Annotated in this window: 19 protein-coding genes; 9 read left to right on the forward strand and 10 right to left on the reverse strand. The window is 68.7% G+C overall.

The window, feature by feature from the left end:
• The first annotated feature begins 34 nt into the window (after nt 1-34).
• The gene (locus ACFYQQ_RS31400; protein WP_355788257.1) at nt 35-997 is read left to right on the forward strand and encodes a pyridoxal-phosphate dependent enzyme; all 963 of its coding nucleotides are present in this window, start codon (nt 35-37) and stop codon (nt 995-997) included.
• A gap of 169 nt (nt 998-1,166) precedes the next feature.
• A complete protein-coding gene (locus tag ACFYQQ_RS31405) occupies nt 1,167-1,592 on the forward strand; it encodes a MarR family transcriptional regulator (protein WP_355788254.1) in 426 nt (141 codons plus the stop codon).
• A 9-nt stretch (nt 1,593-1,601) separates the two neighbouring features.
• Here the strand turns inward: ACFYQQ_RS31405 and ACFYQQ_RS31410 are convergent, their stop codons facing one another.
• Nucleotides 1,602-2,246: an MBL fold metallo-hydrolase gene (locus ACFYQQ_RS31410; protein WP_355788251.1), complete on the reverse strand. Its 645-nt coding sequence runs from the start codon at nt 2,244-2,246 to the stop codon at nt 1,602-1,604.
• Between the two features lie 375 nt (nt 2,247-2,621).
• Here ACFYQQ_RS31410 and ACFYQQ_RS31415 point away from each other — a divergent pair, with 375 nt between their 5' ends.
• Nucleotides 2,622-3,509 carry a class I SAM-dependent methyltransferase gene (locus ACFYQQ_RS31415; protein ID WP_355783805.1) on the forward strand — a complete coding sequence of 296 codons (888 nt, stop codon included), beginning with the start codon at nt 2,622-2,624 and terminating at the stop codon, nt 3,507-3,509.
• Between the two features lie 187 nt (nt 3,510-3,696).
• On the opposite strand, the gene ACFYQQ_RS31420 is transcribed toward ACFYQQ_RS31415, so the two are convergent.
• The gene (locus ACFYQQ_RS31420; RefSeq protein WP_355783802.1) at nt 3,697-4,308 is read right to left on the reverse strand and encodes a cadmium resistance transporter; all 612 of its coding nucleotides are present in this window, start codon (nt 4,306-4,308) and stop codon (nt 3,697-3,699) included.
• Between the two features lie 423 nt (nt 4,309-4,731).
• Here ACFYQQ_RS31420 and ACFYQQ_RS31425 point away from each other — a divergent pair, with 423 nt between their 5' ends.
• Entirely contained in the window at nt 4,732-5,337 is a 606-nt protein-coding gene (locus tag ACFYQQ_RS31425) for a dihydrofolate reductase family protein (protein WP_355783800.1), read from the forward strand.
• A 230-nt stretch (nt 5,338-5,567) separates the two neighbouring features.
• Here ACFYQQ_RS31425 and ACFYQQ_RS31430 read toward each other — a convergent pair whose 3' ends face one another.
• A complete protein-coding gene (locus tag ACFYQQ_RS31430; protein ID WP_355783797.1) occupies nt 5,568-6,254 on the reverse strand; it encodes an SDR family NAD(P)-dependent oxidoreductase in 687 nt (228 codons plus the stop codon).
• A 234-nt stretch (nt 6,255-6,488) separates the two neighbouring features.
• Nucleotides 6,489-7,091, reverse strand: coding sequence for a TetR/AcrR family transcriptional regulator (locus tag ACFYQQ_RS31435; RefSeq protein WP_356240555.1), 603 nt, complete (start codon nt 7,089-7,091; stop codon nt 6,489-6,491).
• Nucleotides 7,092-7,814: 723 nt separating this feature from the next.
• Between ACFYQQ_RS31435 and ACFYQQ_RS31440 the strand changes: the two genes are divergently transcribed.
• Nucleotides 7,815-7,967 (forward strand): hypothetical protein, encoded by a 153-nt coding sequence (locus tag ACFYQQ_RS31440; RefSeq protein ID WP_355783791.1) that lies wholly within the window; start codon nt 7,815-7,817, stop codon nt 7,965-7,967.
• A gap of 707 nt (nt 7,968-8,674) precedes the next feature.
• Here the strand turns inward: ACFYQQ_RS31440 and ACFYQQ_RS31445 are convergent.
• From ACFYQQ_RS31445 to ACFYQQ_RS31465, 5 genes are all read right to left on the reverse strand, one after another.
• Entirely contained in the window at nt 8,675-8,986 is a 312-nt protein-coding gene (locus tag ACFYQQ_RS31445; RefSeq protein WP_355783788.1) for a WhiB family transcriptional regulator, read from the reverse strand.
• A 276-nt stretch (nt 8,987-9,262) separates the two neighbouring features.
• The gene (locus tag ACFYQQ_RS31450; protein ID WP_355783785.1) at nt 9,263-9,775 is read right to left on the reverse strand and encodes a quercetin 2,3-dioxygenase; all 513 of its coding nucleotides are present in this window, start codon (nt 9,773-9,775) and stop codon (nt 9,263-9,265) included.
• Nucleotides 9,776-10,039: 264 nt separating this feature from the next.
• Nucleotides 10,040-10,843 carry an enoyl-CoA hydratase/isomerase family protein gene (locus tag ACFYQQ_RS31455; protein ID WP_355783782.1) on the reverse strand — a complete coding sequence of 268 codons (804 nt, stop codon included), beginning with the start codon at nt 10,841-10,843 and terminating at the stop codon, nt 10,040-10,042.
• Nucleotides 10,844-11,135: 292 nt separating this feature from the next.
• Nucleotides 11,136-11,729: a TetR/AcrR family transcriptional regulator gene (locus ACFYQQ_RS31460; RefSeq protein WP_355783779.1), complete on the reverse strand. Its 594-nt coding sequence runs from the start codon at nt 11,727-11,729 to the stop codon at nt 11,136-11,138.
• A gap of 48 nt (nt 11,730-11,777) precedes the next feature.
• A complete protein-coding gene (locus tag ACFYQQ_RS31465) occupies nt 11,778-13,118 on the reverse strand; it encodes an MFS transporter (RefSeq protein ID WP_388906046.1) in 1,341 nt (446 codons plus the stop codon).
• Between the two features lie 473 nt (nt 13,119-13,591).
• Here ACFYQQ_RS31465 and ACFYQQ_RS31470 point away from each other — a divergent pair, with 473 nt between their 5' ends.
• Genes ACFYQQ_RS31470 through ACFYQQ_RS31480 form a run of 3 tightly spaced genes read left to right on the forward strand, consistent with a single transcriptional unit; the run spans nt 13,592 to nt 16,391 of the window.
• Nucleotides 13,592-14,641: an LLM class flavin-dependent oxidoreductase gene (locus ACFYQQ_RS31470; RefSeq protein WP_356240549.1), complete on the forward strand. Its 1,050-nt coding sequence runs from the start codon at nt 13,592-13,594 to the stop codon at nt 14,639-14,641.
• On the forward strand, nt 14,634-15,665 hold the full coding sequence (locus tag ACFYQQ_RS31475; protein WP_355792980.1) for an LLM class flavin-dependent oxidoreductase: 1,032 nt from the start codon (nt 14,634-14,636) through the stop codon (nt 15,663-15,665). Before ACFYQQ_RS31470 ends, ACFYQQ_RS31475 begins: the two co-directional genes overlap by 8 nt.
• A gap of 18 nt (nt 15,666-15,683) precedes the next feature.
• Complete coding sequence (locus ACFYQQ_RS31480; protein WP_355792982.1) at nt 15,684-16,391, forward strand: NAD(P)-binding domain-containing protein; 708 nt, start codon at nt 15,684-15,686, stop codon at nt 16,389-16,391.
• A gap of 122 nt (nt 16,392-16,513) precedes the next feature.
• Here the strand turns inward: ACFYQQ_RS31480 and ACFYQQ_RS31485 are convergent, their stop codons facing one another.
• Nucleotides 16,514-17,254 carry a TetR/AcrR family transcriptional regulator gene (locus ACFYQQ_RS31485; RefSeq protein WP_355792984.1) on the reverse strand — a complete coding sequence of 247 codons (741 nt, stop codon included), beginning with the start codon at nt 17,252-17,254 and terminating at the stop codon, nt 16,514-16,516.
• Between the two features lie 89 nt (nt 17,255-17,343).
• Between ACFYQQ_RS31485 and ACFYQQ_RS31490 the strand changes: the two genes are divergently transcribed.
• Nucleotides 17,344-18,858, forward strand: a complete 1,515-nt coding sequence (locus tag ACFYQQ_RS31490) for a GMC family oxidoreductase (RefSeq protein ID WP_388906051.1) — start codon at nt 17,344-17,346, stop codon at nt 18,856-18,858.
• Nucleotides 18,859-18,957 lie beyond the last annotated feature (99 nt).

An 18,957-nucleotide genomic window follows, 5' to 3' on the forward strand; every position in this document is an offset into this window, starting at 1 on the left:
CCGTCGCCCCGCGTCGCGCGCTACGTTCTTGCGCATGCCTTCGACGCGACTCGACCTGGACCGGATCCGCGCGGCCCGCGGGATCATCGACCCGGTCTTTCTGGACACACCGCTGTATCAGTGCGACGCGTTGGGCCGCGAGCTCGGCTGCACAGTGAGCATCAAGCTGGAGACGGCGAACCCGGTGCGCAGCTTCAAGGCGCGTGGCACGGAACTCGTCGCGCGACTGCTGGCTGACCGGGGCGAAACCGAGGCGGTGTGTGCGAGTGCCGGCAATCTCGGGCAGGCACTGGGCTGGTCCGGCCGCCTTCGGGGCGTGCGGGTGACGGTGGTGGCTTCACACATGGCACCCGCAATCAAGCTCGACCGTATCCGCGCCTCGGGAGCCGAACTGGAGGTAGTGGACGGTGACTTCGAGAGCGCCCGTGAACGGGCCGCGCACCTCGCGCGACTGCGAGGCATCCGACTGGTCGAGGACAGTCTCGACATCGAGACCTGCGAGGGCGCGGCGACGATCGGTCTGGAACTGGCATGCTCGGCGGCCCCGTTGGGCGCCGTACTGATCGCCCTCGGCGGAGACGCCATGGCGACCGGAGTGGGCTTCGCTCTCAAGAGCCTGTCTCCGGACGTGGAGGTCATCTGCGTGCAGCCCTCCGGCGCACCCGCCATGACCCGCTCATGGCACCAGCGCCGAGTCGTCACCACGGGGCCGACCGACACGATCGCCGACGGCGTCGCCGGCCGGTATCCCATCCCCGCCGTCCTGGACGACCTCATCGCGGTGGCCGACGACGCCGTCCTCGTCCGCGAGGCGTCCATCGTCACAGGCATGCGCATGCTCCTGGAGTGTGCCGGCCTGGTCGTCGAACCCTCCGCGGCCCTCGGCGTCGCCGCCGTCCTGGAGGACCGGGACCGTTTCGCAGGCCGGCACATCGCCACCGTCATCTGCGGCAGCAACGTCGACATGGACGCGTACCGCAGCTGGGTGCACGTATAGAGCCCCGCAACAACTGGATGGACGGGTGGTTGTACGGGAGAGGCGGCGCGTTCGTCCACGGGTCACGCCTGTGCCGCGGTCACGCCTGCGCCGCCCGGTGCGTAGCCCACGCGCGCAATCCGCAGCCGAACTGTACAGTCGGGTTCAACTCCGCGGGTAGGGTGCGACCATGGACGACGAAGCGCTGGCGGAAGAGCTGCGCCACACGATCGGCGAGCTGGTCCGGGCCGTACGCACGGTGGACACCATGCCGTCCGGAGAAGCCGCTGCTCTGGGACACCTCGACCGCGGCGGTCCGCAGACGACGGCCGAGTTGGCGCAGCGCCGTCGGGTGACGCACCAGTCGGCTGCCAAGACCGTCAAAGAACTCCTGGCCGACGGTTTCGTCCGCACCGAGCCCCACCCCACCGACGGGCGCAAGCTCCTGGTCCACATCACGGACGCCGGACGCGCCCGGTTGCAGGCCGAACGAGAGCAGCGGTCAGGCCGGCTCGGAACCGCGATCAGCGAAGCGCTGGACGTGGAGGAGCGGCGCCAACTGAGTGACTGCGTACGCCTGTTGGCTCGACTGACCGACCGCCTGCGGAGCTCGTGAGGGACGGCATCACAGCTGGATGCTGGTGCCGGGGGCCAGACGGGTGATCGGGGTGCCGGTAAGCCCGTTCTCACCCAGGATGTTGGCAGTGGACTGCTGTCCGAGGTCACTGAGCATGAGTTCGTGGATCTGGATGATCCGCTCGGGCTCGACCCTGCGGACGTAGTCGGCGGCTTCGCCGAGTTTGGTCCAGGGGCCGCTGGTCGGCAGCAGGAGCGTGCGCACGGCGGCGTCGGGTGCGAAGTAGGCGTCCCCGGGGTGGTACACGGCTCCGCCGTCCAGGAGGTAACCGACGTTGTCGGGGCAGGGGATGTCGGCGTGGATCAGCGCGTGCCGGTGTCCGTGGACCGAGACGTCGAGGGCGCCCACGGTGAAGGTGTCGCCCGCGGTGACGCTGTGGACGCGGTCCCCGTAGCTGCCGAGGGCGGCCGCGACGGCGGCTGTGCCGTAGACATGCAGCTCGGGTCGGGACTCCAGAGCAGCGGCGACGAGCTGCTCGTCGAAGTGGTCGAAGTGCTCGTGAGTGATCAGGACGGCGTCGGCGCCGGCGACGGCCGCTCCCGCGTCCGGGGTGAAGGTGCCCGGGTCGATGACCAGGCGCGCGTTGTCCTTCTCAAGGGTCACGCAGGCATGGGCGTGCTTGGTGAGCTTCATGGTGATCCTCCTCGGGAAATATTATCTACAACCTAACTGTACAGATGGACTGTAGATTAGTCCGTGCCGACTGACAGCGAGCGGCGTCGGTCGGCATCGGCGCGTTGCCTCAGCCGCCGCGTCACCGGGCGCAACGCCGACCGGCCGGCGCGGGTATCTGACGAGCGTGGGGGAGTGGAGCGGCGGCGGACAGGTCGAGAGGAGAGGAGGCCCAGCAGGCGGCCCGGGCGGGAAGGCCGCGCCACGACCGTGCGGCGGTCTCGGCGCGCCGCGGCACACCGGCAGCGCCCAGGTCCATCATGACCTTCACCTCACGTCGCACAGGGGTGGCACAGTGTCACTCCGGAGCGATGAGAGACAGCTGAGGAGGCGACCGTGAGCAGCGGACAGAGCGACGAAGGCGACCAGGCGACCCGTTGGAACGGAGCGGCCGGTAACGCCTGGGTGGCCGCACAGGACGTGCTGGAGAACCTCTTCAGGCCTCTCGAAGAGCTACTGGTCGAGGAGGTCACCGCGGCTCCTGGGAGTCGGGTGCTGGATGTCGGCTGTGGAACTGGTGCCACCACCCTCGCCATCGCGCGGCGCCTCGGCACGTCGAGCCGTTGCGTCGGTCTCGACATCTCCGAGCCGGTGGTCACCGCCGCCCGGGAGCGAGCCGAGCGGGAGCAGGTGCCGGTGTCCTTCATCATCGGAGACGCGCAGGAGCACGCGTTCGACCCGGGAGCGTTCGACGCCGTGGTGTCCCGCTTCGGCGTCATGTTCTTCCCGGATCCGGTCCGCGCCTTCGCGAACCTGCGGCGGGCCGCCGCGGACCACGCCCTCCTGCGGGCCATTGCGTGGCGCGGTCCTGAGGACAATCCCTTCATGACGACGGCCGAGCGCGCCGCGGCACCGCTGCTGCCGGATCTCCCGGTCCGCCGAGCGGACGAGCCGGGCCAGTTCGGTTTCGCCGACGCGGACCGGGTCGGCGGCATCCTGCGGGAGAGCGGCTGGTCCGACGTCGACATCCGACCGATCGACGTGACCTGCGTCCTGCCCGAAGCCGAGCTGGTCGGCTACTTCACCCGCTTGGGCCCGGTCGGCCTGAGACTGCGGGAGGCGGACGAGCAGACACGCGCACAGGTCGTCGCAAAGGTCCGCCCGGCCTTCGATCCCTACGTCCACGGCGCGGACGTACGGTTCACGGCGGCCTGCTGGATGCTCCGCGCCCGCGCGTGTGCACAGACCGACCACCGAGCGGCGACTCGCGGGGGAGGTCAGTAGTCCCTCATTTCGGGACTGCCGGCACGGGCGGCGCCACCGTCCGTACCCCAACGGTGCTTCAGTGGGCGGCACTTGAGTGTCGCGGTGCTGCCTCTGCAGGCGAGGAGCGGCACTACTTGTTCACCGGTTCGGGAGGTGCTTGGTGCCGTGAGGAATGCGAACTGCGCCGATGACGCGCCGCGCGGTGCTACAGGTCGAAGGCGCCGCCTTCGACGAGGATGAGCAGGCCGATGGCGATCAGAGTCACCGGCAGGAGGACATGGCCCCAGCGGGCGAGGGCCTTGGCGATGACGGGCCGGGTGGCGAAATAGTTGCCCGCGAAGCACCACACGCCCACGAGCACGAGGAACACCGCCGCGTACACGCTCATCCCGCCGATGCCGGCTGTGGCGAAGACGGGCACGTAGACGCCGATGTTGTCGCCGCCGTTGGCGAAGGTCACCGCGGCGACCTCCAGCGGGCTCGGCCCGCCGTCCTGGGTCTGTTCCGCCCCCTCGTCACCGTCACCGTCCCCGTCGCGGTAGTCCCTCCAGGCCTGCCAAGCGGCCTTGCAGCCCAAGGCGAGTGGCAGCAGGCCGAGGTAGGGGATGGCGGACTCGGGCAGGAAGGTGGCTCCGAAGGCGGCGGCCGCCGCCACGACCAGAATCGCGGCGAAGCCCAGGTATTGGCCCAGCGCGATCAGGCGGGCGGAGCCGGGGTGGCCGGCTCCCCGGGCGAAGAACAGCGCCAGGATCAGGATGTCGTCGATGTTGGTGACGGCGAACAGTCCGGCTGCCTGCCCGATGATGCCGAGGTCCACGAGTAGCTGCTCCCCTTCGAAGCGAGTGTCCCGGTGACGCTACCGGGAGGCCTTATCGAAGCGATCGCGGGGCCAAGGCACCGCTGCCGCCTCCTCTCGTAAACCTCGAAGGACGACGTCAACGTCCTGCACTCCAGGCCCGTACCGTCGGTCCGGAACGGGGCACAGGCCCACCAGGGGGCCAGGGCGGTTCTGGCCTGAACCCGTCCCAGACATGTCCCACTGAATTGCAGGTCCCCCGAGCCGACGCGCCCCCCCCCGGCGACGCCAGTGCCTGCGCACCAGACTCGCCGGGGCGGCCGAAAGGGACCGCATCCATGCAGCCGGGCCGATCCGACGGCATTGTGACTGCTGAGCCGCGCGAGCTGTTCCGATGAGTTTCCGGCGGCTGCGTGGTCTACCTGTCGACGAAGGGAGCGCACCATGCGCAAGATCAACGTTTGCACGTTCCTGACGCTGGACGGCGTCATGCAGGCGCCGGGTGGCCCGGACGAGGACGCGGAGAGCGGCTTCGAGCACGGCGGCTGGCAGAGGCCGGTGTCCGACGACGAGGTCGGCGCAGCCATCGCAGGCTGGTACGAGGGCTCCGACGCGATGCTGCTCGGCCGCAAGACCTACGACATCTTCGCCGCGTACTGGCCGACGGCGGACCCCGAGAACCCGTTCACCAGCCGGATGAACACCATGCACAAGTACGTGGCCTCCCGGACCCTGACGTCCGTCGACTGGCAGAACTCCACACTGCTGGAGGGAGACACAGCGGATGCCGTACGCAAGCTGAAGGCGTCCGACGGCGGCGACATCAATGTCGTCGGCAGCGGCGACCTCGCTCAGACCCTGATGCGGCACGGCCTCGTCGACGAGTACAGGCTGACCATCCACCCCGTGATCATCGGCACCGGAAAGAGGCTGTTCGCCGACGGCGCGATCCCCACCGCGCTGGAGCCGGTGAGCGTCTCGACGACGAAGGGCGGCACCATCGTCGCCGTCTACCGTCCGAACGGTGAGCCCAGCTACGACAGCTACTGAATGACCTGGTCCGGGTCACCGGACGGCCAGGGCATGGATGCGCCCGACGGCGGAGTCCGGCATCGTCGGTCGTCGAGATCCTCTTGCGATCGATGCAGGTTGGCCGGCGGCCGACGGGCGCGCCTGCTTGGGCGAGTCGCCCGTGGGGGTCCGGTCGGTCTGCGCGTCGGCTCAGCCGCCACGGTCGGGGGCCCGCCCAGGCCGGGCTGCCCCCGACCGCCCTCAGCCGATTACCAGGGCACTTCACCGTTCTCGTCCTGGAAGATCCCGGTCGGACCGTCCGCGTCGAGAGTCGCGAGGCGTACGACGACCCTGGCGCTCTCCTCCGGTGACCGTCCTACGCCGAATGCCGCGGTCAGGTCAGTGGCGGTGGTGCCCGGCTCGACTGCGTTGAACTTGATGCCCGGCTGGGACTTGGCGTACTGCACCGTGAGCATGGTCGCTGCCGACTTGGACGCGGAGTAGAGCGCCAACGGCAGTTTGAACTCCGGCCGTTCCGGATTGGTCACCGCCCAGAAGGACCCGGCGCTGCTGGAAACCGTGACCACCGTGGGGTTCGAGGACCTGCGCAGCAAGGGAAGCGCCGCCTCCGTGACGCGCACGACCCCCACGGCATTGGTGTCGAAGGCTTGGAGCGCCGTGGGACCGTCGAGGGTGCCGTTCCCCAGGATGCCCGCGTTGTTCACCAGGACGTCGAGTCGGCCCTCGGCCGAGTCGATCGTGGCCAGGGCGCTGTTCACCGATACGTCGTCGGTCACGTCGAGCTGCACGAAGCGGGCACCGAGCGCCGCAGCGGCCTTCTCGCCGCGCTCGACGTCACGAGCGCCGATGTAGACGACGTGGCCCAACGCCAGAAGCTGTCTGGCCGTCTCGAATCCGATGCCCTTGTTGGCCCCGGTGATGAGTGTGATGGTCATGGGTGTCCTTACGAGTGACGTGGCTCAAGTTGGCCGTTGGTGTAGTTCGGACTGGTCAGCGTGTTCTGACGCCGACCCTGTAAGTCAGTCGCACGGGCGGTGAGTTGACGGTGCATTCGCCAAATGGGTCTGCGTAGCTGCGTGTCGGAGATCTGACGGGCCCAGTCCTCACAGTTCTGTATTCGATAATCCAAAATGTAGGCAGGTGGATGCGCCGCCGTGAAGATGCTGTCGTCAACTCAAGAGCGAGCGAAGGCCGTTGAGCGAGACCTGCCGCAAGAGTCTCGGTTCGACACCGGCCTGAGCCGTCACGCGCAGACCGGAGATGAGAGCCATCACCAGCAAGGCGCCCTCCTCCGGCTCGACTTCCGCTCGGATGCTGCCGTCGAGGCGCCCGGCCCGGATCGCCTCTTCGAGGAGGGCCACGTGGTCGCGCAGGTCCCGGTCGAGAATGCGGGTCACACGCTCGTCCCGCTCGCGCAGGTCCGGAGTCATCAGGCTGTGTGCGACCATGCAGCCCGCCGCATGCCCCTGTTGTCGCGCGGCTCGCTCCTCCTCGGCAACGCCCTCCATAAGGAGGCGAAGCCGCTCGCCCCCGCTGAGCTGGTCGTCGGTGAGCAGCTTTGTCCGGGCCTCGCGGTACATGGCGACGTAACGCTCCAGGGCGCGCACGAAGAGTTCGTCCTTGGAGATGAAGGCGTTGTACAGGCTGCTCCGCCGCACCCCCGCCGCCTCGCACAGCTGCTCGGTCGAGGTGTCGGCGAAGCCGTGCACCCGGAATTCCGCCGCCGCCGCGTCGAGCACGGCGGCCTCGTCGAACGATCGTGGCCTGCCCATGTGGACGATCCTAACAGTTTCTGTACCTGAGAATCCAGAATCCGGCAGCGACCGGCCGTAAGGCGCCGTCAAAAGGCGGAACGGTCACCGGAGGAAGGCGGAACGGTCACCGTCGGAAGGCGGAACGGACAGCGGCCGCTCGCCTCGCACACTCGGCTGGTCCTTCGCCCGCGCCGGGTGCGATGCCGCCTAGCAGCGCGACCTTGGCGCCAATAGTTGTCGGCGGGAGGGTCAGGTATGGCATGCGTTGGCGGTCAGCGGAGCCCGGGACGGCTCACAGGTGTCGGCCCCGGTACCGAGTCGAGGGCAGCGACTTGGGTTGCGTTCGGTGCTCCGGCGCGCGACGACGGAGCCGTTCCGTCCGTGCACGACGGAGACGTACGACGAGGTACGCCCCCACCGAGGCGGGCACAAGGCGGCTCGCCAGCCATAGGAAGCGATGCTCGATATGCACCCAGGTTGTCGCCGCATGCCAACCATGGGGGAGTCCCATCAGGAGCACCGAAGCGGCCAGGCAAAGTACGGTTGTGGCCGCTGCGCCGAAGGCCAGGTATACAGCTAGCTCGAGCCACCATGTCCTGCTGATGAGTTTCCGCACCCAGCCCCCCGCCGTTGCGTGACCGTCCGTCCGAGGTCTCAGGCCCTCGCCTGCAGGCACGGTACAGATGCGGAGCCGTGGATGGCGGGAAACGCGTCGAGTCGCCTCGTGGGGTAGGTGACGCAGTGAAGACGGCCGATGGCCGGCAGGTGACCGAGGCGGCTGAATGCAGGCGTCACCACCAGGGTCCGGGCCTGACGCGGGGCGTCTCTGGGCTGCTCGAGAACGTCTCCACGGCGCCGCGTCTCGCGGCGAAAAAATTCTGGGCGCTGATGTGAACCCAGTGGGTCATACGAGACGTTCTCTCTATGACAGGGTCCTCGCCGTAGTGGTCGTGGGGCGGCGAGGCAGGAATGCGCTCATGAGTGGCACTCCGCCAGTACCCCTGTCGACTCCCGCTCTGGGACGTGTCGCCCCGGAGCAGGAGATGGGGAGAGGGGGATCCGGTACCGGAGTTGTGCCGGATCCCCCGTCACATCGCGTTTGTGCACTGGCCGAGCGGGACGTGGCTTGCATACGACGGTGAGGGATGACCGGGGCTGCGCCCAGGGGTCGCCGTCAGTGCTCACGGCGATGCGGCAGTGGTGTCCCCTGCGGTGGGGCGGGCAGCTCCCACTGGCCTTACGGCCTCTTGCGGCTAGCAGGCAGTGGTTGGCAACGGCGACGACAGATTGAGCGCCGGCAGTGACGACGATGTGGTGAATGGAGCTCCCAGTGGGTCTTCGACCACGCGACGACGGTGTGGTCGCCAGTGGAACACCAGGGGTTCGGGTCACCGCTTACACGCCGCCGTCAACAGCCCCGTCTAGTCAGGGCTCCGGGATGAAGTCAGGATCGATACCCACCGCGGCAACACCTGCGCGCACGGAACGATCAAGCGACTTGATCGCCGCGACCAAGACGTCCCAGGCGACGGGAGAGGTCCAGGAGTCCGACGTGACGTCAGACAGAGCGTCGGCGCGAGAGCGGGCAGCTCGCCGTCTCTTCAGCTCGCCCTGGTTTCGGTGACCGGGTCCTCCGAGCCGCGTGCGTGGTCGAAGCGAGCCGTCTCCAAGAGCTCCCGCCACGAGCGTACGTCCGGCCGCCGCCGTAGCAGCGAGCGTCGCTCCCGCTCCGTCATGCCACCCCAGACGCCGTACTCGATGCGCCCGTCGAGGGCGTGGGCCAGGCACTCCGTGCGCACGGGGCAACCGGTGCACACTGCCTTGGCGCGATTCTGTGCGGCGCCCTCGACGAACAGCTCATCCGGGTCGGCCGTCCGGCACGATCCCTGCCCCATCCAGTCGGCGTTCGTCATGCAGCGTGCCGCCCCCTCTCATGGCTTCCTTGGGAGCTCGCATGGTCTCCCCCCATCGGCTCGGGCATCACGCTACGTCATCTGACAACTGATCAACAGTCGCGCGCACACGGCACATTGAGGGAGAGCGGCAGCACCCTGGGGCGAAGAGGCCGTCTGGTCCTGCCCATTGACCACGCTTGCGCGGTGACCGGTGCCCCGTCGGCGTGACGTCGAGGCACGGGAAGACGGTGGCTCACAGTGACCGCGGCGTGAGGGGGTGAGGCTGCTGAAGAGTCACGGCAGCATGATGGTCTTCGACTGGTGGATCACCTGTTCCGCGCGGGCGATCATGTCGTCGTTGACAGGTGGCGGCGTCTCGCCGGGTCGGGCGGGTGTGCTGTGATCGAGCATGAGCTGCTCCAGGCCCGCCGGCGTGTAGATGAAGAGCAACCTCGCGGCGTGGATGCGGCGGTTCTTGAAGCCGTGCCGGATGCCCTTGGGGACGTGGATGAAGTCACCCGCAACAGCGGTGAATGTGTGGTCTCCGTCCACGAATTCCAGCTCACCGTCGAGAACGTAGAAAGTCTCGTCCTCCTCTGTGTGCGCGTGTGGCACGGGACCGCCACCGGCCGGAACCGTGGCCTCGATAAAGCCTATGTTTCCGTTGGTCTGAGCGCCCGTCGCCTTGACCGTATAGATGTCGTCCGCGGCCCACACCGTTGGCCCCTCTCCAGACGGCACATAGAGAGCGCCACGCTTGTTCCACATCGGATCGTCGGGTGCGGCCTCGTTCAGCAGAAAACTCACGGGCTACTCCAGTACTTGGTTGACGGGCAAGCAGAGCCCGATTCGGTCGCGAACAAACGGTAGGAGTATCGAAACGCACAATAGTTGCCGTGTCAAGTATGTGCAGGCCTGTCGCGCCAATTGGTTGGGCTCGGTAGGGGTCGCTCGGAGGGCACATCGCCGGCAAAGCCGAGAGGGCTCACCGATGAAACAGGTGAACCCTCTCGAAGGTGTCGCGGTCACGTGTCGGCCGAGCGATGAGTGCCCCGGCGGCTGCTGCGACACTCACTCGCTTTCGGCGATACGTTCTCCCAGGTCGTATTCGAGTTCCCCTCGCTGCTGCATGCCTCGCCGCAGAAGCTTTCGGATGCGCTCGTGGGCCTCCGCCCAGGTCAAGGATGCGCGGAACGTGTCCTGACCTGCCGTCAAGTCTGCCTCTGTGGGCAGCGTCGAGCGGTTGACGAGTGCCTTCACCTCAGCCAGCGGCTTGCGGTCGAACGAGGCGATTCTGCCGGCGACGCGTTCCACGTGAGCGTCCAGCTCGGCATCGGGGAGGGCCCTGTTGATCCAGCCGTACCGTTCGGCCGTCTCCGCGTCGAAGTCGTCCGCTCCCGCGATGATCTCCAGAGCGCGCCCTCGTCCGACCAGGAGCGGCAGCCTCTCGGTCGCTCCGCCCCCGGGGGTGATCCCCGCCGCCACCTCCGGCTGCCCCAGTACGGCCTTCTCCTTGCTGGCGAATCGCATGTCGCAGGCCAGGGTGAATTCGGAGCCGACTCCTCGTGCCCGGCCGCGGACGGAGGCGATGCTGATGACGGGAGAACGGGTCATGCGGGCCGCAATGTCCAGCCAGGTGGGTCCGGTGTAGGGCTTCTCGGGTGGCAGCAGATCGAAATGCGCCAGGAAGTAGTCGGGATCCGCGCTGTCGAATACGACCACCTTCAGTTCGTCGTCCGCTTCCATCTGGTCGACAAGGTCTCCGAGTGCTGCGAAGACTCCGTAGTCGACCAGGTTGATCGGCGGATTATCAAAGGTGACGCGCCAGTAGGCGGGCGTCCGCTTCACCAACCTGAACGGGAGGGGAGTGCTCATGCGACAAATCCTACGATGATTCAAGGATCGATTTGCGTTCGGCCTGTGGCGAGTACGAGATTGCCGGTGAGTTGACTCGGCAATCATCCGAACGGGTGCAGGACGTCCTTGGGTTCCGTGGTCTCTACGTCGACGACACGTCCGACTCCAGGCACGCCCGAGTCCGACCGTGTCCGACTCCGAACACGTAGGACTCCCGGCACGTCGGACTCCGGGCGCACCGCGGGCCTGTCCGCTGTAACGACCCGCCTATTGGGGCGTGGTCGTACGAGCGTCGAAGCCGGGGCGACCGTCAGTCCGCCGACTTCGCGAGCGGCGCCGAATCGAGGAGTGCGGCGGCTGCCTTGCGGGCGGTCGTGGCCGCGGAGGGATCGCGGTCCATCCGCGCCGCCTGTTCCGCGCCGTCGTACAGGAGGTGCAGCTGGCGGGCCAGTTCTTCCGGTTCCGCGAAGCCGGAGGCGGTCGCCAGTTCGGCGAACAGGCCGCGCACCCAGGCCCGGTACTCCTCGGCGGCACGACGCACCATGCTGTCGGCCGGCACCTCGGCGGTGGCCCGTACGAACGCGCAGCCGTTGTAAGCAGGGTCGGTGAACGCCTCGCCCTGTGCGTCGAAGACGCCGAGCAGCTGCTCCCGCGGGGTGCGGAAGCGGGTCAGGGACCGGGTGATCCGCTCGCGGCTGCGGTCCCTGCGGAAGTCCAGGTAGGCGCAGACGAGGCCTTCCTTGCTGCCGAAGGTGTTGTAGAGGGACGCCTTGGCCACGCCGGCGTGCTCGATGACACGGTCGATGCCGACGACCTGCACGCCCTCGCCGTAGAAGAGCTCGTTGGCTGCCTGGAGCAGTCGCTCCCGCGCCGGGGTTCGGGTCCCGGCCTTGCTGGTCGCCATTTTCGACACCTCTCTCAGACAGATCTGTCTATCGTAGCGCCAGTGAGGTCACCGCTCCGCCATCTCGGTCGATGGTGCGGGCGTGACTGCGAGGTCGGCCGGTCGCAGTACGGCGACCCGCTCGGCGCGGCGGCCGCTCACCAGCAGCCCGGTCAGTGCCACCAGGGCGAGCAGGACGACGGCCCCGCCGTACTCCCGGGTGGTCGCCACCAGCCCGCCGCCGTGCACCACCAGGAGCCCGCCGATCACGGCCGGGACGCCCAGGCCCACGTAGCAGATGACGTACAACAGCGACAGCACACCGGCGCGCTCGTGGGGCTCGACCAGAGGCACGACCAGCCGGATGCCGCCCTGGAAGCCGCCGCCGAAACCGAAGCCCGAGACCGCCGCGCCGATGAAGAAGCCGGTCACCGAGAGGGTGCCGCCACCACCGGAGGCCACGGACACCAAGGTGATCAGCACCCCCACGGCGAGTGCGCCGATCCCGATGAACATGACCTTGCGGGTGGCGGTACCACGCAGCACCACGACGGCCAGGCCGGCGGAGGAGGCGAGCACGAACAGCGGCAGTCCGCCCCACACCACGGAGGAGGAGTGCACCAGGGTCCGGACGATGGCCGGTCCCAGAGCCGCGTACAGCCCGGTCAGCGCCCACACCGCGAACATGACCGGCGCGGCGATGGCCACGGCGGCGCGTGCGGAGCGCGGGAGCTTGAACTCGGGAGCCATGCTGGCCAGGGCACCCCGCTTACGGGAGACCGTCTCGCCCATCACCAGTACCGCCAGCGCCTGGAGGACGAACACGCCCAGCAGCAGCAGGTAGACCAGGCGGGTGGGCGAGGGCAGATACTGCACGACCAGCCCGGAGACCAGGGCGCCGCCTGCCGTGCCGATCGTCGGTGCGAGGGAGTTCAGGAAGCCCCCTCGGCGCGCGTCGATGTCGAGCATCCCGGCGCCGAGCGCTCCGACCGCCGCGCCGGTGCTGACGCCCTGGAGGACGCGGGCGGCGAGCAGCGCGTCCACCCCGCCGGCCTTGACGAACACGATCATCGCCAGCGCCTGTCCGAGCAGCGCGGTCACCAGGACGGGGCGACGGCCGACATGGTCGGAGATCTTTCCGAAGACCAGCAGGGAGAGGAGTACGGCCACCGCGTAGACACCGAAGACGACGGTGACCGTGACGGGGGAGAAGCCCCAGCGCTGCTGGTAGATCGCGTAGAGCGGTGTCGGTGCGCTGGACGCCGCCAGCAGGGAGACCAGGATCGAGGCCAGGACTGCGATGGACGCGACGGGGCCGAGGCGCCCGCGTCGCGGAGCCGCATGCGCTCCGGGCCGGCCTGCGGGCGCGCCCGGCGAATCGGGCTGAGGTGTGGAAGCTGCGGATCTCATGCGATCACTCTCGAATCGGCGAGGGGACCGAGCCATAGTAGACAGACCTGTCTGGTAGCGGAGCACCTCTGGCCGTGAGACATGTCGCAGGACCTTGCCCGGCTGCCGGGAATACGCCGGTACGGCCTCGCTGGCGTCTCGTCGCGCCGCTCGTGGTGTCCGCGGCTGGCGCGACTTTGTGTGAAACCGCTCCCTCTGTCCGCTCGGCTCACTCGGTGCGGTTCCGATGGGTCGGTCGTCACGTGTCTGCCGTGAGTGGTGGCGGGCCGGCCAAGCCGCGGGCGGAAGCGGCCGATGTCGCGGCGGAGCCGCCAGTGGGCGGCATCGGCTGAGGGGTGCTGTGAAGCGGGACACGCACCTCGCCATCTACTTGACTAGTCAAACATATGAGGGCATGCTTGACGGGTCAAGCAAAACGCCTCCGGGTTCCATCACGGACCGGGAGCGGCAACGGAGCAACGGAAGGGAAGGCCATGGCTGCCAGCGCCTTCGAGGTCGGCCTCGACTCCTTCGGAGAGGTCGCGACGGACGGCGGCCGGCCACTCGGCGATGCCGAGACCGTCCGTCTCCTCGTGGAGGAGGCGAGGCTCGCCGAGGCTTCGGGAATCGACGTGTTCAGTGTCGGCGAGCACTACCGGCCGGGCCACGTCGACAGCGCCACTCCCGTTCTGCTGGCCGCCATGGCCACGGCCACGGAGCGTATCCGGCTGGGCACGTCGGTCACGGTGCTGAGCACCAATGACCCGGTGCGGCTCTACCACGAGTTCTCGACGCTGGACGCCGTGTCGAACGGCCGCGCCCAGATCGTGCTCGGGCGTGCCTCGGCCACGGAGTCGTTCCCGCTGTTCGGCTATGACATAGCCGACTACGAGCGGCTCTTCGAGGAGAAGCTGGACCTCTTCATACGGCTGCAGAGGGAGGAGAAGGTGACGTGGAGCGGTGAGACCCGCACGCCGATCACCGACCAGCACCTGCGTCCGCGGATGCGGCCCGGAGGGATCCCCACCTGGATCGGTGTGGGCGGCAGCCCCAACTCCGTCATCCGTGCCGCCGGATACGGGCTGCCGATGATGCTGGCCATCATCGGAGGCCGGCCCCAGCGCTTCGCCAACCACGTGGCCCTCTACCACCAGGCGCTCGAACAGGCGGGACACGACCGGCAGCCGGTCGGCCAGCACTCACTGGGACTGGTCGCCGACACCGATGAAGAGGCGAGAGAGACCTGGTGGCGGTACTGGGAGCCGGTCGTGGCCCAGCTCGCTGAGGAGCGCGGCTTCTACAAGCCGGACCGGAAGCGCTACGAGGCCGAACTGGACCAGGGCGCGCTCTTCGTCGGATCCCCGGAAACGGTCGCCCGCAAGATCGCGGGTGTCGCCCGCGACCTGCACCTGAGCCGCTTCGACCTCAAATACGACATCATGCACCTCCCCCGCCGGGCTCGTGCCCGCAGCATCGAGCTGCTGGGCCGCGAAGTCGCGCCTCGCGTGCGGGAAATACTGAGCAAGGAAGCCGCACATGTCTGAACTCGTCCTCGGCCTGGACACCTTCGGCGACGTACCCGAAGACGATTCGGGTGCGCTCGTCTCCCACGCCCGGTCGATACGCCAGACCGTCACCGAGGCCGTCCTCGCGGACGAGATCGGCGTCGACGTCCTCGCGCTCGGCGAGCACCACCGGCCCGAGTACTCGGTCAGCACCCCCGAGACGGTTCTCGCCGGCATCGCCACCCGCACCAAGCGCATCCGCCTGTCCTCCGGCGTCACCGTCCTCAGCTCCGACGACCCGGTCCGGGTCTTCCAGCGGTTCGCGACGCTCGACGCGCTGAGCGACGGCCGGGCCGAAGTCATCCTGGGACGCGGCTCGTTCACGGAGTCGTTCCCCCTGTTCGGCTACGACCTCGCCGACTACGACATCCTCTTCGAGGAGAAGCTCGACCTCTTCGTGCAGTTGCTCAAGGAGCAGCCCGTCACCTGGAAGGGCACCGTGCGGCCCCCGCTCGACAACGCGGAGGTCTTCCCGACGACGGAGTCCGGCCATCTGACGACCTGGGTCGGCGTCGGCGGTTCCCCGCAGTCGGTGGTGCGTACCGCTCGGCACGGACTTCCCCTGATGATCGCCATCATCGGCGGTTCCCCGACGCGCTTCGCGCCCTATATCGATCTCTATGAGCGCGCCACGGCCCAGTTCGGCACCACCGCGTATCCGGTCGCCATGCACTCGCCCGGTTTCGTCGCTGACACCGACGAGGCGGCCCGCGAGGCGCACTGGCCGGGTTACCGGGTGATCCGGGACCGGATCGGCGCCCTGCGAGGCTGGCCGCCGATCCGCCGTGAGGAGTACGAGGCCGAGATCGCCCACGGATCGCTGTACATCGGTTCTCCCGAGACGGTCGCCCGCAAGATCGCACGGGCCGTGAGCGAACTCGGCGTCGGCCGGTTCGACCTCATCTACACCGCGGGCTCGCAGTCGATCAGCGATCGCCTCCGTTCGGTCGAGCTGTACGGCACGAAGGTGATCCCCATGGTCCGCGACATTCTCGGCGGCTGACTCGTGGAAGGAGACGCAATGGCAGTCGGAGACGTACGCACGATCGGCATCCTGGGCGCCGGAAAGGTGGGAACGGTGCTGGCCCGGCTGGCCGTTGCCGCCGGATACCGCGTACTCGTCGCGGGCTCGGGAGCACCCGAGAAGATCGCGCTCACCGTCGAGGTCCTCGCCCCCGGGGCGGTCGCCGTCACCGCGGCCCAGGCGGCAGCCGAAGCAGACGTCGCGATACTGGCCCTTCCCCTGGGCAAGTACCGCGGCATCCCCGTCGACGCGCTGCGCGGCAAGCTCGTGGTCGACGCGATGAACTACTGGTGGGAGGTCGACGGCGTACGTGACGACTTCACCGACTTGCGCACCTCCACCAGTGAGCTGGTCCAGGCGTTCCTGCCGGAATCGCGGGTCGTCAAGGCGTTCAACCACATGGGGTACCACGACCTGGAGGACGGCGCGTCGCCCCAGGGCGCCGTCGGGCGCAAGGCGATCGCCATCGCCGGTGACGACCCGGCGGACCTCTCGGCGGTCGCAATCCTGGTCGACGCCCTCGGCTTCGACCCGGTCGATGCCGGATCGCTCGCGGACGGAGTGCGGCTGGGGCCGGGTACCGAGATCTTCGGGGCCAACGTCGCCGCGGGCGAGTTGCGGGAGATGCTCGACCGGTTCCCCACGTCGGAGCGCGGACGCCAGATCGCCGAGGCCCGCTCCGCTCACGCGGCAGAGGTGAGCTGAGCCGGTCGCCGTCCTGAGTAAGGCGGGGCACCACGACGGTCAGGGAGTGGCCCTCGCTCGAAGGTGCCGCCCCGGTCCGCAGGTAGGGGACCGGGCGCGTCCGAGAGTGCCTCGCTCATGCCTCAGTCGGAAGCGTGCCGCGTATCCGCGAGGCGGTTCAACAGCTCCAGGAGCAGCAGCCGTTCGCCGGGGCTCAGGGGGAGGGGCTCCTCGTCGCCCAGGGCCGCTCGCAGTGCCATGGCGGGTCCGGCGGGGACGAGTTCCGGCGACGTCGGACCCGGCGCGGTGGGGGAGTTGAGCAGGGCGGCGAAGACGGCCTCGCGTGTCACCTCGGACACCGCCGGGTCGTGTGCCGGGGCGCCGAGCATCGTCGTTACCACTCCCACACCACCGGCATGGATGACCGCGGTGGCCCGCTCGACGCTCATACGCAGACGTCCCGCCGCCGCCACACGTGTGACCATGCGCTGCAGTTCCGACACTGCCTTGCGGCCGGCCCTCGACAGCAGACCCGAGCGTGAGCGTCCGAAGACGAGGGAGTAGTAGGCGGGCTGGGTCAGTCCGAACCGGACGTGCAGATCCCATGCGGCGCGCAGGTCCCCGACCGGGTCCTCGGTCTGCGGTAGGCGGCCCTTGGCTTCGAGGTAGGTCGAGAATCCGTGCTCCCCCACCGCCTCCAGCAGGCCTTCCTTGTCTCCGAACAGACGAAAGATCGTCGGGGGGAAGACCTCGGCCCGGGCCGCGACCGCCCGGACGGACATGCCGTCGAGCCCTTCTTCCTCCAGCAGGTCGGCGGCAGCGAGGACGATCCTGGTGTGCAGTGCGCCCGCGGCGTGCCCTTCCGCCGCCTCTTCAGCTGTCATGACTCAACGGTATCTCAGACGCCGAACCGGTGTTTTGAACCGGTGTTACTCTCGAAACCAAACCATTGATTCAAGCTGAGGGGAGTGGCATGTCCGCACGATCTGCCTATGACTTCATACTCGTCGGCGGTGGCACGGCCGGCTGCGTGCTGGCCGCCCGACTGACCGAGGACGCGGATGTCAACGTGCTGCTCCTGGAGGCAGGGGACTCCCAACTCCCCACCGCGGTGGCGCATCCCCCGTCCTGGCCGCTGCTTGCCGCGTCGACGGCCGGATGGGGCGATCTCACCGTGGCCCAGAAGTCCTCCGGTACCCGCGTCGCACTGCCCCGGGGCAAGGGCCTCGGCGGCTCCTCGGCCATCAACGCGCTCGTCTTCACCCGCGGCCATCGCTCCAGCTACGACAGTTGGGGCGAGCACGGCGCCAAGGGCTGGACCTTCGACGACCTGCTGCCCTACTTCCAGCGCAGTGAGACGGCGGCCTACCCGGCGGCTCCGGGCCGCGGGGACGGCGGACCTCTGACCGTCGCTCCGGCCGCACAGCCGAACGAGGTGCTGATCGCCTGCCTGGCGGGAGCCGTCGAAACCGGACAGCGCCGGGCCCGCGACATCAGTGGCGGCCTGGAAGAGGGGTTCGCCCCCGTCGATCTCAACATCGTCGCGGGCCGGCGCCAGAGCGCGGCCGACGCCTACCTCGCGCCCGCCTTGAACCGCCCCAACCTGCACGTCGTCACGAGTGCCACCGCCCACAGGCTGCTCTTCGACGGAACGCGCTGCGTCGGCGTCGAGTACGGCGTCGACGGCCGGGCGCACACCGCGAAGGCGGCAGGCGAGGTCGTTCTCACGGCCGGCACGATCGGCTCGGCCGAGCTGCTGCAGCGGTCGGGGATCGGTCCCGAAGACGCCCTGCGACAGGCACATGTCGACCTCTTCCACAGGCTTCCCGGCGTGGGAGAGAACCTGCACGACCACCCGCGAGCCAACCTCGTCTACCGCGCCCAGCGCACCGTGCCCGCGGCGCGGAACAACCACGGCGAGATCCTGGGACTGCTGCGCAGCTCGCCCGAACTCGCCGGTCCCGACCTTCAGATCATCTTCATCGACATCCCGGTCCCGAACCCGGTCGGCGCCGTGAGCAACGGCTTCACGATCGGAGTCTCGCCGATGCGTCCGGTGAGCCGGGGCACTGTCAAGATCGCGTCCTCCGACCCGTACGCGCCGTCGCTCATCGACCCCAACTACTTCGCCGACGGCCAGGACGTCAGGGTGGTCCTGTCGGGCATCGAGACCGCGCGGAAGATCGCGTGGTCGTCGGCGCTGGCCGAATGGGGCATCGAGGAGGTGAGCCCCGGTCTCACCGCCGTGGACGAGCCGTCCATCAGCGCACACGTCCGCAAGCACTTCACCTCCTACTGCCATCCAGTCGGCACCTGCATGATGGGAGAGGGCGAGATGTCGGTCGTCGACTCCGAACTGCGCGTCCGCGGTCTCGACGGCCTGCGGGTTGCCGACGCCTCGGTCATCCCCTCCATCCCGTCCAGCAACACGAACGCGACCGTCTTCGCGATCGCCGAGCGGGCGGCAGACCTCCTGCGGGGCGTCTGAGGGAGCCCGACCCTGACGCGGTACGAGGCTCGCACGGGATGAGACCGGGCGCGCGGGCGCATCCCGGGTCGGCGAGCAACCCGCGCGCGGGGCGGCGGC

The organism is Streptomyces sp. NPDC005496 (assembly GCF_042872045.1).
GTDB lineage: Bacteria > Actinomycetota > Actinomycetes > Streptomycetales > Streptomycetaceae > Streptomyces.